We start from the raw sequence: 14138 nt of genomic DNA on the forward strand, positions 1-14138 counted from the left end.
TTCTGCGCGTTGCGTAACTCTTTTATTGGGATGCCGTTAAACTACTCACAATCATCTTGAAAGATGAGTGGAGATGTTACCAAAGCAAAATTGCCGACCGTGGAGCTTCTGACAGGAACTGGTCAAACAACCCGTCAGTAAAATCACACGCTGTCCATCGCACAATTCTTTGGTACACCCCACTCGGAAGGGTGAGATGATTGTGTGAACCGGAAAGCCTCTCGTCCATATTCTGACGGGAGGCTTTCTTGTGTTCCTGCGGCTTCAAAAATATTTCCGGTGCTGTTTGTAACCCTGTTCCGCTGCGGCCGTTAAAGCATACATAACCGACTTGCAAGATGTTGAACGAGCATCTGTAGTAAAATTGCCGGCAGTAGAGCTTCTGGAGGAGAATGGTTAACAAGATCCGCCAGTAAAATCGTACTTGCCCATCGCAAGCTTCTGCAGAAATCCTTGGTTTAACGGAAATAATAAGTCAGTTAAAAAGAAAGCCTCCTGCTATTCAATGGCAGGAGGCTTTCTGATTATACACCAGTTGGTACCATATTACGCTTCCGGTTTTGGAGCGTTTTCCGATTTGGTGTTTTCGGGTTTCATCTGCGGGAAGAACAACACGTCCTGAATAGAGTTGGAGTTGGTCATAATCATGCTGAGGCGGTCGATACCGATGCCCAGGCCCGCCGTGGGCGGCATACCGTACTCCAGAGCCCGCAGGAAATCCTCATCGAGCACCATGGCCTCGGTGTCGCCGCGCTTGCCCAGCTCCAGCTGATCCTCGAAGCGCTGACGCTGGTCGATGGGGTCGTTGAGCTCGGAGAAGGCATTGCAGATTTCCTTGCCGTTGCAAATGGCCTCGAACCGCTCCACCAGGCCCGGCTTGCTACGGTGCTTCTTGGCCAGCGGCGACATCTCCACCGGATAGTCCGTAATGAAGGTGGGCTGAATCAGCTTCGGCTCCACGTGTTCCCCAAAAATTTCATCAATGATTTTGGCCTTGCCCATGCTGGGGTCGAGGCCCACTTTCAGGTCCTTGGCAGCGGCGCGCAGTTCCTCTTCGCTCTTGCCGTCGATGCTGAAGCCGGTGTAGTGCTCAATGGCTTCGGCCATGGTAAAGCGTTTCCAGGGGCGCTGGAAGTTGATGATATGTTGCCCTACCTGCACTTCGGTTTTGCCGTGCAGGGCCAGGGCCACGCGCTCCACCATTTCCTCTACTAGGTCCATCATCCAGTAGTAGTCCTTGTAGGCCACGTACAGCTCCATCTGGGTGAATTCCGGGTTGTGGAACCGGCTCATGCCCTCGTTGCGGAAGTCCTTCGAAAATTCGTACACCCCATCAAAGCCGCCCACAATAAGCCGCTTCAGGTACAACTCGTTGGCAATGCGCAGGTACAGCGTCATGTCCAGGGTGTTGTGGTGCGTTTTGAACGGCCGCGCGGCCGCGCCCCCGTACAAAGGCTGCAGAATGGGAGTTTCCACCTCCAGATAGCCTTTGTCGTTGAGGTAGTTGCGCATAGCCTGCACCAGCTGGGTGCGCTTCACAAAAGCGTCGCGCACGTGCGGATTCACCACCAGGTCTACGTAGCGCTGACGGTAACGCAATTCCGGGTCGGTCAGGCCATCGTATACAACCTCTTCGCCCGTAATCTCATCCTTGCGTGTTTTCACCACCGGCAATGGCCGCAGGCTTTTGCTCAGCAATTGAAAGCTGGTAACATGCACGGACGTTTCGCCTACCTGCGTCTTGAACACATGGCCTTTCACGCCTACGAAGTCGCCCAGGTCTACCAGTTTCTTAAAAACGGTATTATACAGCGTTTTGTCTTCGCCAGGGCAGATTTCGTCGCGGTTGATGTACAGCTGAATGCGGCCCGAGGCGTCCATCAGTTCCGCAAATGAAGCTTTACCCATTACCCGCACCGACATTAAGCGGCCCGCCAGGCTTACCTCCTGGAAGTTGTTGAGCTCGGGGTGGTAATTGTCGTGGATTTCCTGGGCGTAGAAGTTCACGTCGAACAGCTCAGAAGGGTAGGGCTCAATGCCGAGCTTCTGAAGCTCTTCCAGTTTGTTCCGACGGATTATCTCCTGTTCGCTGAGGTGCTGCATGGGTAAGGGCTGAAGACAAGTCCCGCAAGGGCGCGGTAAAATCAAGCTGCAAAAATAATCACGGATTTAGACGGATTCCTCGAATTGCACGGATTAAATCACCGGGTTAGCCGGATTGATTGCATCAGCCGTCGGAGTAGTCCAGAAGAAGCCGGCTTGTGTAGGTTTCAGCTTGGTGCCGTGGCTTCCAACAAAAAGCGCCAGCCCACAGGGCCGGCGCTTACGTGTATATGGAGTAGGAGGGAACTTCGAGCGGATAGTGGATAAAACAGCTACACCAGAACCAGCGCTAACCTCCGGTACAGGTCGAAGACCAGCTATGAGGTACATGTGCTAGCAGAACGAATCTGCAGCATCAGTACCATTTGCACCCTCGGGGGTTAGGCCGCCATCTGCAGCATGGGCGTATCGTCGCGGAGTACCGGCTCAATACGGGTACGCAGGCGCTCCTGCACAAAGGAATTCTGCAGGTGCTTGGGCAGCTCAGCTACCAGCTGCTGGTAACGCTCCAGACCCATTGCTTTAGCCACGTATGTCTCGTGCACACCATTGAGGTAACGCACAATGTTCAAAAGCGACTGGTGAAACAGCTGAAAGTCGATGTCGGCCTCCACGAAGCGCTCAATCTCCCGGCTGGTTTGCGAGATGCGCAAACGACCCAGCAAGTCGAAGATGGTTGTGTAGCCCAGCCGCCAGGTAATCTGCTGCCAGTGCGCAGCCGTCCATTTATCCAGCACTTTGCCCGTCTTCTGGCTGCGTACCGCGGTATTGGGGTTGGCCTGCACCTGCTGGCGGGTGGCCTGAGCCTTGATCTTGCGGGTAGTGCGCAGGAACTGACCAATTTGTGCCTGAGCGTCTATTTCCTTACCGGCAATGTGCAGGCCGGCTTTGTAGCCAGCCAGCGGCAGGCGGTGGATGCTAAAGTCGCCGTAGGCCCCGGCCGCATAAAACGACACCGGCCGCGGGTACGCATTCCGCACTACCAGACGGCCCACCTCGCGGCGAACCAAGGAGGCGTTGTTGCTCCGGACGCCAGCCGTGTACAAAAAAGCCTGCAGGCCCGCCATAATGGTATGGTATGCCTGCGGGAAGGTCCAGTGCAAGGCATTGCGCAGGTACTCCTCGTCGCCCAGCTCGGCGGTAGCCCGCAAGGCGTATTCTGTGCTCCAGCTGGCGTGCAACAGCTTGGTAATGGCCTGCACATCGGTTTCCGTTAGTTCGGCCTGATGGGCCCGGAAAAAAGGCAGGTGCTGCAAACCACCGGTAGCGTCGTCGGCCTGCTCAATGTGGTAGTTAATGGCAAAGAAGTAGTTCAGGAACACCTGGGCCGGAATCGATTTGCGCCAGGTTTCCTCAGCTTGCTTTTGCTCGTCGGTAATCAGCGGGATGATGGTCGTTTCCATGTCGTTCGTTGTCATATCTACTCAACCAAGATACTACAAAATAGGTTCTTGTTTGCTAAAAATATTGTCATTATTTATAGTGTAATATTGCATTGATAATCAGTAGGTTATATATTAAAAGTGTAGTTTGATTAAATAAATAAACTGTGTCGATTTACTAACGTTAACCGATAGGCGCTGGCGCGCACAAAAAAAGCTCCCGGCTTAATGGCCGGGAGCTTTTCAGGAAACAAGTATGAAGCGCCTAAATCTGGTCTTTCAGTACGGCTACTGCTTCACGCAGCGTAATATCCTTCTTCAGGGGCTTTACAAAACGGGAGGCGCGGTTCACCTTCAGCGTATCGGCACCTAACTGGCGCAGGTCGAAAGCCAGCGGGGCAATTGCCATTGGCTGGGCGGCGTTCTGAATGGTTTCGTACTTATCCGATTCAGCCTTGGCCTGTACCTGCTCTGCCCGGTAATTTGCCAGTTTCAGCGACACCTTGGTGTCATCCTTACGCTTTACCATGCGTTGCACCATGTCGGTAAGCTGCTTGAAGCTAGGGCTGGCGTTTACCCGCGCTGTGCTGGCCTGGCGCAGCTTGTCAATGGCCGGTGCCCCGCTCCAGGAGCGGTAGCGGGCCGGAGTAATCTCATCCCATTTCAAAGGATAATCCGTCTCTTTCTCGCCCTGGTCGAGGTAGCTATATGCATCGGGCAGAATGATATCCGGAATTACGCCTTTAAACTGGGTTGAGCCCCCGTTGATGCGGTAGAATTTCTGGGTTGTTAGCTTCAGCGAGCCGAAGGGCTTGATGCTGTTAAACTCAGCCGGCATAGCATCATCCAGGTCAAAGATGCGTTGCACAGTGCCTTTGCCATACGTACTGGCCGAGCCCATAATAACCCCGCGCTTATAGTCCTGAATGGCAGCAGCCAGAATTTCGGAAGCAGATGCGCTATACTTGTTCACCAGCACGACCAGCGGGCCACTGAACTGTACCCGGGGGTCCCGGTCGTTAAGAATGGTAGCCGAACCCTGGCCGCCACGTACCTGTACCACCGGGCCACTGTCGATAAAGAGGCCCGCCATTTCCACGGCATCCTGCAAGGAGCCCCCGCCGTTGAAGCGGAGGTCGAGTACTACTCCCTGCACATTTTCCTGCTTCAGCTTCTCCAACTCCTTTTTTACATCAGCTGCCGAACTCCGGCCGCCGTTATCGTTGAAGTCTGCGTAGAAATTGGGCAGCTTGATATAGCCCAGCTTCTTGCCGTTTTCGTTGATAGTAGCCGACTGAGCGTAGGTTTCTTCAATTACCACCACGTCGCGGATTATCGGAATAACCTTGGTGCTGTTGTCGGGCTTGCGCACGGTGAGGCGCACTTCTGACCCTTTCTTGCCCCGAATCAGCGAAATGGCTTTATCCAAACGCCATCCTTCCACCGATACCGGCTCCTCCGCACCCTGGGCTACCCGGATAATGGCATCACCAGCCTTCAACTCTCCCTGGCGGTAAGAAGCGGAACCCGGAACAATATCGGCCACCTTAATCTGGCCATCCTTTTCCTGTAGCGTGGCGCCAATGCCTTCGAAACGGCCCGTCATGGCAATGTCGAAGTTGTCCTTGTCGCGGGGGGCGAAGTACTCAGTATGGGGGTCATAGGTATTGGCAATGACGTTGGCGTACATAGCCAACCGGTCATTCGCATCCGTCTGCGACAGGTCCTTAAAGTAGTCGTCGAAGTATTTCAGCACACGCTTACGGGCCTCTGCCTCCATCTGGGCCGGGGTACGGGTGGACTCAGAAGTGGTGACGGCGGAAGGCGTAGCCGAAGTAGAAGCCAGCGGCTTGTCTTTCTTCTTAGCCTGCTCATCCATCATTTCCGAAACCCGTACCAGCGTCTGATACTTCAGAAACTTACGCCATTCTTCGCGCTGCGCGGCCGCATTAGCCGCAAAAGCAGCTTTATCCGGCTCCGTCTCAAAGGTTTCCTCAGTGGTAAAATCGAAAGGGTGCGCCAGAATCTCGCGGTACAGGCCCTGCACGTCTTTTACCCGCTGGTCCATAATCTGGGTGCTTTTATCGAGGAACTCATGCGTACCCCGCTGCACCTGATCATCAATATCCTTCTGGTATTGCGACAAGGCAGCAACATCGGACTGCAGCAGAAACTTTTTGCTGCCATCCAGTCGCTTCAGGTACAAATCGAAAACTCGCTTGGAAAAAGCATCATCAATACGCTCGGGCTGGTAGTGGGCGGCACTCAGGCCCTGTAACATAGCCTTAATGAGTACCTCATCCTTTTGCGGAGAGCTACCGTCGTTGCGCTGGTATAGCTTATACGAAGCCAGCACAAACACCGCCAGCAACACCGAGGCATACAAGCCTATTTTGAGTCGGGGGGAAGACATGAACTAACGGGGGTGAAATGAAGAAAATTCTGAAAACGGGAGCAGCCCATCCAAACAGGCTACGAACAGGAGGAGTCACCGGTTATACTATGCAACGCTACCATCAACGCAATAAGTGCCCTCAATCCGTGAAGTGAGTTATACCAAGGGCTGAAAATTGGCCGTTGGGTTGCACCGATACCCTTCCTAGCTTTCCGTGAATATAGCGGATCAGCAACTAAGCACCCAAAAATGAAACGCCTGTGAAGGAGCAGGGAAAAAAACACAAGAAAAAGGCTCCTCCCGGAGTGGGAGGAGCCTTTTTCAGAAGAGCTTGAGGGCGTGACTAGTAACGACGTACTTTGTCGCCGCTATGACGGCGGAATTCTTCTTCAAAGTAACGGGCGTCTTCCTCGCTACGAGGACGTACTCCCATTACAATGTTGCCGTTCTTCACGTCGGACTCGTACTCAGCTGCATGTTCTTCGGGAATACCCGAGCCTACCAGTGCGCCTACCAGACCGCCCGTGAGGCCACCGGCACCGGCACCGGCCAGAGCGGCGGCAATAGGACCAGCAATAATCAGACCCAGACCGGGCAGGGCTACTGAGGTACCAATGGCAGCAATAGCACCAATTACGGCACCAGCAGTGCCACCAATGGCGGAGCCTACACCAGCGCCTTCCATAGCTTTGTCCCCCAGGTCAGTGTCGGGAGTATGGTCGCCGAAGTGCGTTTTGCGGGTGTCATCCGACATCAGCAGGTTCACATCATCTTTGGAGTAACCACGCGAGGAGAGCGACTCGTAAGCCCGCTCAGCGCTGGCACGGTCACGGAAAGTACCGGTGGTATAGTTGCTACCCGAGCCATAAGTGTGGTTGCTGCCGGTTACGGCACGCGCTGCATCGCCAGCGGCGTTTTGCGTGGCATCAATGCCAGCACCTACTGCGGCACCTACTGAGCCAGCGGCTGCGGCGCCCTTCTGGGTTGCGCTGTAGTCATGATGCGGGTTCTGGTCGCTCGAAGAGTTCGTTGGAATCGACGAGTTGCCCGTCGACGAATTCCCCATATTGCCACTAGAAGTAGTATTGGCACCCGAGCCGAAGCCAGTGCCGGCCGAGCCGGTACCGTAGTTAGCGCCTGAACCAGTACCTGAGTTTGCGGGGTTAATTGAATCGTTGGTGTTCATGGGGTGGAGATTTATGGGATGAAATAAGAGAGAGTAACCGGCGGTATATGGAAAGGAAAACCGACGGTGGTTTCGAGGTTGCTTAACGCATGCCCCCTGCAGAGGTTGCGTTAAGAATATGTCTCGATTCTTATTTTGTCATCCAATAAGCCTAAAAACAGCCCTTAGAAGCCTTTTTGCCTCACGCAAATTTTTCGAAGTTCTCTTCATTCTGCCAGAAGGCCCGGCAGTCCCGGCGCATATTCTTCAGGAAGTCTTCCTGCTGCTTCAGCTCCCGCCACTCGCCCATGCCGAGCCGCTCGCACAGTTTGTAAAAGTTGTCACCCTGGCCTTTAGAGCCCTCCACCTTTACCAGGCAGCTAAGAACAGGACGCCCGGCCTGGTACTCGTTTTCGGAAATTTCGGCTAGTATCTCATTCAGGCGGGCCTTCTCATGCGAGATGTCCAGATTGAAGCCAAGCTCGGCTTCCTGTACCAGATTCAGGTAGCTGGTAGTGCCTACCTGAGTGCGGGAAAAACGGATCAGATGGCTGCGTACTCGGCCGGTCATGGGCAATAGGGATGGGAAATGAAAGCGGAATGTAACAAAAAAAGCCCGTCGGGCAGGCAAGATTTGCCAACCCAACGGGCGAGAATTAGCCAAAAACTGTGCCGTTCAATTACATATCTTCTGAATTTTATACTCAGCGGGCCTTACGCCGGTTCATTTCTTTCTGAATTAATAAAAACTCCCGGCTGGTTTGCCCGGCAATGGCCGTATTCTCGTCGGCTCGACGCAGCAAATAAGGCATTACCGAAGCCACCGGTCCGTAGGGCACGTACTTGGCCGTGTTGTAGCCAGCATGAGCCAAGTTATAGCTTAGGTTGTCGCTCATTCCATACAGCTGCGCAAACCAGATCCGTGGGTCACCGGGACGGATGTCGTATTCCTGCATCAGTTCGGTGAGCAGTTTGGAGCTGTCTTCGTTGTGGGTGCCAGCACAGATGCTGATGCGCTCAATATGCTGTACGCAGTAGCGAAGCGCCTCATTGTATAAATCGTCGGTGGCGGGTTTGGTTGGGTTAATGGGATTTTCGCGGCCTTGCTGCGCTGCTACCCGCGCTTCTTTTTCCATGTACGCGCCTCGCACCAGCTTACCCCCCAAATAGTAGCCGCCTTCAACAGCGTGCTTGTAGGCCTTCTGAATGGCCTCCAGCCGGTCGTGACGGTAGAGCTGGTAGGTATTCCACACAATAGCCGATTCCCGGTTATAGCGTTGCATCATCTCATAGGCCAACTGGTCAATGGTATCCTGGAACCAGCTTTCTTCGGCGTCAATAAAAACCCGCACGCCGTATTGGTGGGCCCGGGCACATATGGCATTTATGCGCTTTTTGGTTTTTTCGAAGCTAACCTGTTCGGCGGACGTGAGCGGCTGGCCAGCCTGCACTTTCTCCAGGATTGCGGCGTCGCCAACGCCGGTTACTTTAAACACCGAAAACGGAATGTGCTGGGAGCGGTGCGATAAGTCAATGGTAGCCAGAATTTCAGTGGTTGTGGCGTCAAAGCTTTTATCGTCACCCTCACCCTCCACCGAGTAGTCCAGAATAGTACCGATATGATACCGGCCTAGCTCCTGGATAACCGGCAGACATTCCTGAATGGTTTCGCCCCCGCAGAACTGCTCGAAGATAGATTTCTTGATCAGAAACTTCGTGCCGGGCAGGTGCCATTTCAAGGCCGTCTTCATGAGGCCACCACCGGTTTTTACCAGCGCATTATTGTTCATGGCGGCAAACAAGGCGTACATTTTGCGCAGGTCGCCGTCCGACTTGGACGCGAAAGCAACGGCGGTATCCTCGAAGGAAACGGGTGGTGCTTGGGTTACGGACATAGCAGGGTGGTTGAGCGGCAGGATGGGTGGCCGTTTACGGGGCAAAGATAGCCGGTAAACAGTTTCTTCGGGCTGATAGTTGCCCAAACCGCACGTCTGAGAGCGGCAGGAATCCAGCCGTTCTTGCTCGTTACCCCGGCAGCCGTAGCTGCTACTGGCTGCTAGTAGGGTTTCTGCGCGGGCAGCTGAGCCGATACCTCAGTTATTACCCGCGTATAGGTGTGGGCTAACAGCTTACCATTGGTATCCTGCAGCTGCAGGCGGTTGCCAATAACCGAGTAATACTGGTTGTTCTGATACCCCCGGTAAATGATCATGTGGCGGGAGGCCTGCCCAAAGCCGCCCATATCACGGCGCACCGAAAACGCAGCCGCGCTAATGAGGGTACCATCCTGGTAGAAGCGCGCCCGGCCCCGACGGTCAAACTCGACTACCACCCGGTGCCCGGTGTTGCTGGGTGTAAGGGTGTGCTTGCCATCATTGGCGGTCTGTTGCCACTCCCAACGGCCAATAAGGCCTTCTTCGAAAGTGGGCATAGAGTCTTTACTGCACGAGCCCAGGGTATTGCACAGCAGTATAACTGCCATGGCGGATACACCACGAACAAAAGAATTCATAATAGAATAGAAAGTAAGTTGCGCTTCCATGATCGGAACCTGGCTATAATAGTTGCATCAAAGCAAGCTATTTTTGTCCGATTTCTTGCAAGCGTTTGTCGAAAACTTTTCTAAAACTCATAATATTTTGAACGAAACGTTGTTCGTTGGCTCTTCGGCCTTAGCAAAACTGGCTGAGCTTGCTGTTCGTCCTACCATCAGCCAGGTAGTGGTAGTAGCCGATACCAACACCGCGCGGCAGTGTATGCCCTTGCTTGCTCCGCATCTGCCGCAGGGGCATCGGGTAATTGAAATTCCGGCAGGGGAGGAGTATAAAACGCTGCTGATCTGCGAAACTCTCTGGACCGAACTGACCAACCATCACGCCGACCGGCACACCTTACTGATTAATTTAGGAGGGGGAGTAGTAACGGATTTGGGCGGGTTTGCGGCGGCTCTCTACAAGCGGGGTATCAGCTTTGTGCAGGTACCCACTACGCTGCTGGCGCAGGTAGATGCCAGCGTTGGCGGTAAAACAGGAGTAGATTTCCTGGGTTTCAAAAATCAGTTGGGTGTATTTCAGCAGCCGCTGGCCGTCTGCATCGACCCCCGCTTTCTGCTCACCCTTGATCCGCGTCAGCTTACCTCGGGATACGCGGAGGTGGTAAAGCACTGGTTGATTGCCGACGCGGAGGCCTTTGCCCGTAACCGCTACGTGGGGGTGCTGGGCGTTGATGACTGGACGCCTGTTATTCAGGAGTCGGTGGCGCTAAAGCAACAGATTGTAGCGCAGGATCCCCTGGAAACCGGGCTCCGGAAGCTGCTGAATTTTGGTCATACTGTAGGCCACGCGCTGGAAAGCTACCTGCTGCAGCAACCCGGCCGTGAAATATTGCACGGCGAGGCCGTGGCGGCCGGCATGGTCTGCGAAGCCTGGCTAAGCTACCGGAAAGGGCTGCTGTCGGAGCGGGAGCTGGAGCAGATTGAGTCCTTTCTGTTTTCAGTGTTCGTGAAGGTTCAGTTCGTCGGCCTCGAAACGGAGGCTATTGCAGAATTTGCCCTGCAGGATAAGAAAAACGCGGGTTCTGTTATTAACTGCACCCTGCTGAGCGGGATTGGCCAAGGGGTATATGATCAACCCATTACTTTACCGGAAATTGCGGAGTCACTGCGGTACTATCACCGCCTCTGATACCGGTAGCTGTAGTGGCCGTACGCTTTGTTTAACCAGCGCACTATGTTGCGCCTTGTAATTTGCTGGAGCCATCAACTCATCTATTTCTTTAACCGGGCCCCTGCATGCCCTGCGCGGCACTGCACAGGTACCGGCTTCTAAAAGTGAAAGCAACCGCGCCCTCATTATCCGGGCGCTGGCTGGCAGCGGTGAGCTGCATAACCTCTCCGATGCCAATGATACCCAACTTATGCAACGCCTGTTGCAGCAGCCCGATGCCGCCCTTTTCGATGCCGAAGATGCGGGTACCGTAATGCGTTTCCTGACGGCGTATCTGGCCATGACGGGTCGGCAGACGGAGCTGACCGGAACAGCCCGCATGAAGGAACGACCCATTCGGGTGTTGGTAGAGGCCCTGCAAGAACTGGGGGCACGCATTGAGTACCGGGAGGAGCCCGGCTATCCGCCACTGAGGCTGTTGGGGCGTACTCCCGGGCCGGCAACCGAGGCTACTGCCGATTTTACGGAGCTAACCGTGCGGGGCGACATCAGCAGCCAGTACATTTCGGCGCTGTTAATGGTTGGGCCTACACTACCGCACGGCTTGCGCATCCGCCTCACCGGTAAAGTCGGGTCTCGCCCCTACATTCGCATGACGCTGGCGTTGATGCAGCATTTTGGGGCCGTGTGCCGGGATTTGGGTGAGGTGCTGGAAGTACGCCCCCAGGCCTACGAGCCCACCAACTACACCGTAGAAGGCGACTGGTCGGCGGCCAGCTACTGGTACGCGGTGGTGGCCCTGGCCCCGGTTGGCTCCCACCTTACGCTGCCCACCCTGCGGCGCTACTCCTGGCAGGGCGACCAGGCCATTGCCGGCATTATGGCCCACCTGGGCGTACACACCGATTTTTTGGCCGATGAGCAGGTAAGGCTCACCAAGACGGCGCCCGGCAAGGAATTTACCCAGGATTTTACCGACTGCCCCGACCTGGCGCAAACCATAGCGGTGGTAGCCGCCGCTACTGGGGTTGCGGTGGTGATGACGGGCCTGGAAAGTCTGCGCATTAAGGAAACCGACCGGATTGCTGCTCTACAAATAGAGCTGGCCAAATTTGGGGGGGCGCTGACTGAGGTAGATGATGAGTGTTTTCGGGTTTCGGCGGAAAACTTTCGGGTGAATGGGCAAACCGTGGCCACGTACCATGACCACCGCATGGCCATGGCCTTTGCCCCTTTGGCCTTGCTGGGCCCCCTCACCATCGAAGACCCCAAAGTGGTACGTAAATCGTATCCGCAGTTCTGGCGGGAGCTGGAGAAAGTAGGGTTTACTACGGACCCCACCCCGGCCCCGGTTTTTTGAATGGAGGGGAGATACTACTATAAGCACCAGGCCGCTTGCCAGTAGTTGGCAAGCGGCCTGGTGCTTATAGTGGTTGCAACTCCCGGAAGTAAGCAGCCGAGTGCCGCAGCCGGCTGCCATACCAGCTGAACAACTCTCCATCCACAATGCGGATTTCGGCTGCAGGGCAGATTTCCCGGAACTCGGCCAGGTGCTTTTCTTTGAACGGGTATGGCTCCGAGGACAGCAGAATCTGGCTCGGTGCGGCTTGCCGTAGCTGCTCCGGCGTAATTTCCGGGTAACGGGTCTGGGCACTGAATACGTTGCGGAAGCCCGCCCGCGTGAGCATATCATCAATGAAAGTACCACCGGCCGCCACCATGTAAGGCTGGCGCCAGATGAAGTAGGCTGCTGTGATGGGCGCAGCAACCGGCGGCAGCGTCGCAAACGATGCGGCAATTTCAGCGGCCAATACCTCAGCAGCCACTTTGCGCCCGCAAATCAATCCCACCCGCCGAATCATATCCAATGAATCGGCTAAAGTGCTGATGTCGCTCATCCAAACCGGGTACCGCGCTGCCAGCTGCTCAATGCCAGCCTGGTAGTTCTCCTCTTTGTTGCCGATGAGAAGGTCGGGCTGGAGCGCATCAATCTTCTCGAAATCGAAGTTTTTGGTGCCCCCAATAACTGTAGCCAGCTGGCGGGCGTTAGCCGGATGAATGCAGAATTTGGTTACGCCCACCACCCGCGCCCCCAGGCCCAGTGCAAACAGCAGCTCCGTTTGGGAGGGCACCAGTGACACAATGCGCTGCGCCGGCAGCGGCACGGCCACCCGCCGGCCCATCTGGTCGGTGACGGAGAGCGGAAAGCGAGAAAAAGGAATATCCATAATGAAACGGGTGAAGCACAACGCGAAAGAACGTCATGCTGAGCTTGTCGAAGCATCTTTACCAGATAATGTGAACCGGTAGAGATGCTTCGACAAGCTCAGCATGACGTTCAATGGATAGAACCTCCTAGCTGAAGTACCTGAAATCGTGCTTATCCTCGATGCGCAGCAGAGTCTCGTAGATGAGCTGGATAACGCTCTGTACATCGTCCTTATGCACGGTTTCCACGGTGGTGTGCATGTACTTAAGGGGCAGCGAAATCAGGGCGGCGGCTACGCCTGAATGCGAGTAGGCAAAGGCATCAGTATCGGTGCCGGTGGCGCGGGTGGCGGCGGCCCGCTGGAAGGGAATTTCGGCGCTCTGGGCGGTTTCGATGATCAGGTCGCGAAGGTTGTTCTGCACGGCTGGGCCGTAGGTAATCACGGGGCCTTTACCGCAGAACAGGTCGCCGGAGGTCTTTTTCTCGTACATCGGCGACTGGGTATCGTGAATCACGTCCGTCACGATGGCCACATCGGGCTTGATGTGGTGGGCAATCATTTCGGCCCCCCGCAGCCCGATTTCCTCCTGTACTGCATTCACGATGTAAAGGCCGAAGGGCAGCTTTTTCTTGTTCTCCTTCAGCATCCGGGCCACCTCGGCAATCATGAAGCCCCCGATGCGGTTGTCCAGGGCCCGGCCCACGTAAAACTTGTCGTTGAGCACCGTGAATTCGTCCTCAAACGTCACCACCGAGCCCACGTGAATGCCCATCTGCTCCACTTCTTCTTTGCTGGAAGCGCCGCAGTCGAGAAACACGGTTTCGATGGTGGGAGCTTTGTCCTGCTCCACTTTGCGCACGTGAATGGCCGGCCAGCCGAACACGGCTTTCACAATGCCCTTCTTAGTGTGAATATTCACGCGCTTGCTCGGGGCCACCAACGGGTCAGAGCCGCCATTCTTGCGCAGGTACAAAAAGCCCGACTCCGTGATGAAGTTCACGAAGTAGCTGATTTCGTCGGCGTGGGCCTCAATCACCACTTTGTACTCGGCCTCGGGGTTCACCACGCCCACCACCGTGCCGTAGGTATCCACGAAATACTCGTCGATGTAGGGCTTGAGGTAGTCGAGCCAGATTTTCTGCCCTTCCTTCTCGAAGCCGGTGGGAGAGGGGTTATTGAGGTACTTCTGGAGGAAATCGAATGATTCTTGACGCATTT

Annotated in this window: 11 protein-coding genes; 2 read left to right on the forward strand and 9 right to left on the reverse strand. The window is 55.1% G+C overall.

Annotated features, from left to right (window positions below; genetic code table 11):
• Positions 1-546 precede the first annotated feature (546 nt).
• The 7 genes from lysS to EI290_RS04325 all read right to left on the reverse strand — a co-directional run bounded on the left by lysS (position 547) and on the right by EI290_RS04325 (position 9527).
• Positions 547-2103 carry a lysine--tRNA ligase gene (gene lysS / locus EI290_RS04295; RefSeq protein ID WP_125427112.1) on the reverse strand — a complete coding sequence of 519 codons (1557 nt, stop codon included), beginning with the start codon at positions 2101-2103 and terminating at the stop codon, positions 547-549.
• Positions 2104-2483: 380 nt separating this feature from the next.
• A complete protein-coding gene (locus tag EI290_RS04300) occupies positions 2484-3521 on the reverse strand; it encodes a hypothetical protein (RefSeq protein ID WP_246008848.1) in 1038 nt (345 codons plus the stop codon).
• A gap of 229 nt (positions 3522-3750) precedes the next feature.
• Positions 3751-5898, reverse strand: coding sequence for a carboxy terminal-processing peptidase (locus tag EI290_RS04305; RefSeq protein ID WP_125427114.1), 2148 nt, complete (start codon positions 5896-5898; stop codon positions 3751-3753).
• 325 nt (positions 5899-6223) lie between these two features.
• A complete protein-coding gene (locus EI290_RS04310) occupies positions 6224-7066 on the reverse strand; it encodes a hypothetical protein (protein WP_317127459.1) in 843 nt (280 codons plus the stop codon).
• 181 nt (positions 7067-7247) lie between these two features.
• On the reverse strand, positions 7248-7616 hold the full coding sequence (locus EI290_RS04315) for a hypothetical protein (RefSeq protein WP_125427116.1): 369 nt from the start codon (positions 7614-7616) through the stop codon (positions 7248-7250).
• Between the two features lie 133 nt (positions 7617-7749).
• Positions 7750-8940, reverse strand: a complete 1191-nt coding sequence (locus EI290_RS04320) for a proline dehydrogenase family protein (protein ID WP_125427118.1) — start codon at positions 8938-8940, stop codon at positions 7750-7752.
• A 161-nt stretch (positions 8941-9101) separates the two neighbouring features.
• Positions 9102-9527 (reverse strand): hypothetical protein, encoded by a 426-nt coding sequence (locus EI290_RS04325; protein WP_221766231.1) that lies wholly within the window; start codon positions 9525-9527, stop codon positions 9102-9104.
• 157 nt (positions 9528-9684) lie between these two features.
• On the opposite strand from EI290_RS04325, the gene aroB reads away from it, so the two are divergent.
• Together aroB and EI290_RS04335 are read left to right on the forward strand one after the other, a co-directional pair.
• Entirely contained in the window at positions 9685-10728 is a 1044-nt protein-coding gene (gene aroB, locus EI290_RS04330; protein ID WP_246008849.1) for a 3-dehydroquinate synthase, read from the forward strand.
• A 232-nt stretch (positions 10729-10960) separates the two neighbouring features.
• Positions 10961-12070 (forward strand): 3-phosphoshikimate 1-carboxyvinyltransferase, encoded by a 1110-nt coding sequence (locus tag EI290_RS04335; protein WP_317127460.1) that lies wholly within the window; start codon positions 10961-10963, stop codon positions 12068-12070.
• 64 nt (positions 12071-12134) lie between these two features.
• On the opposite strand, the gene EI290_RS04340 is transcribed toward EI290_RS04335, so the two are convergent.
• Positions 12135-12938: a helical backbone metal receptor gene (locus EI290_RS04340; RefSeq protein ID WP_246008850.1), complete on the reverse strand. Its 804-nt coding sequence runs from the start codon at positions 12936-12938 to the stop codon at positions 12135-12137.
• A 127-nt stretch (positions 12939-13065) separates the two neighbouring features.
• On the reverse strand, positions 13066-14136 hold the full coding sequence (locus EI290_RS04345) for a M42 family metallopeptidase (RefSeq protein WP_125427125.1): 1071 nt from the start codon (positions 14134-14136) through the stop codon (positions 13066-13068).
• Between the last annotated feature and the right edge of the window lie 2 nt (positions 14137-14138).

The sequence above is a fragment of the Hymenobacter metallilatus genome, assembly GCF_003944705.1.
GTDB classification, from domain to species: domain Bacteria; phylum Bacteroidota; class Bacteroidia; order Cytophagales; family Hymenobacteraceae; genus Hymenobacter; species Hymenobacter metallilatus.

Excerpts from the sequence above, each read along its gene's own strand:
- EI290_RS04315 (WP_125427116.1), bottom strand. The coding sequence starts at position 7,616 with ATGACCGGCCGAGTACGCAGCCATCTGATCCGTTTTTCCCGCACTCAG.
- lysS (WP_125427112.1), bottom strand. The coding sequence starts at position 2,103 with ATGCAGCACCTCAGCGAACAGGAGATAATCCGTCGGAACAAACTGGAA.
- EI290_RS04310 (WP_317127459.1), bottom strand. The coding sequence starts at position 7,066 with ATGAACACCAACGATTCAATTAACCCCGCAAACTCAGGTACTGGTTCA.
- EI290_RS04300 (WP_246008848.1), bottom strand. The coding sequence starts at position 3,521 with ATGACAACGAACGACATGGAAACGACCATCATCCCGCTGATTACCGAC.
- EI290_RS04325 (WP_221766231.1), bottom strand. The coding sequence starts at position 9,527 with ATGGCAGTTATACTGCTGTGCAATACCCTGGGCTCGTGCAGTAAAGAC.
- EI290_RS04305 (WP_125427114.1), bottom strand. The coding sequence starts at position 5,898 with ATGTCTTCCCCCCGACTCAAAATAGGCTTGTATGCCTCGGTGTTGCTG.
- EI290_RS04320 (WP_125427118.1), bottom strand. The coding sequence starts at position 8,940 with ATGTCCGTAACCCAAGCACCACCCGTTTCCTTCGAGGATACCGCCGTT.
- EI290_RS04335 (WP_317127460.1), top strand. The coding sequence starts at position 10,961 with ATGCAACGCCTGTTGCAGCAGCCCGATGCCGCCCTTTTCGATGCCGAA.
- EI290_RS04345 (WP_125427125.1), bottom strand. The coding sequence starts at position 14,136 with ATGCGTCAAGAATCATTCGATTTCCTCCAGAAGTACCTCAATAACCCC.
- EI290_RS04340 (WP_246008850.1), bottom strand. The coding sequence starts at position 12,938 with ATGGATATTCCTTTTTCTCGCTTTCCGCTCTCCGTCACCGACCAGATG.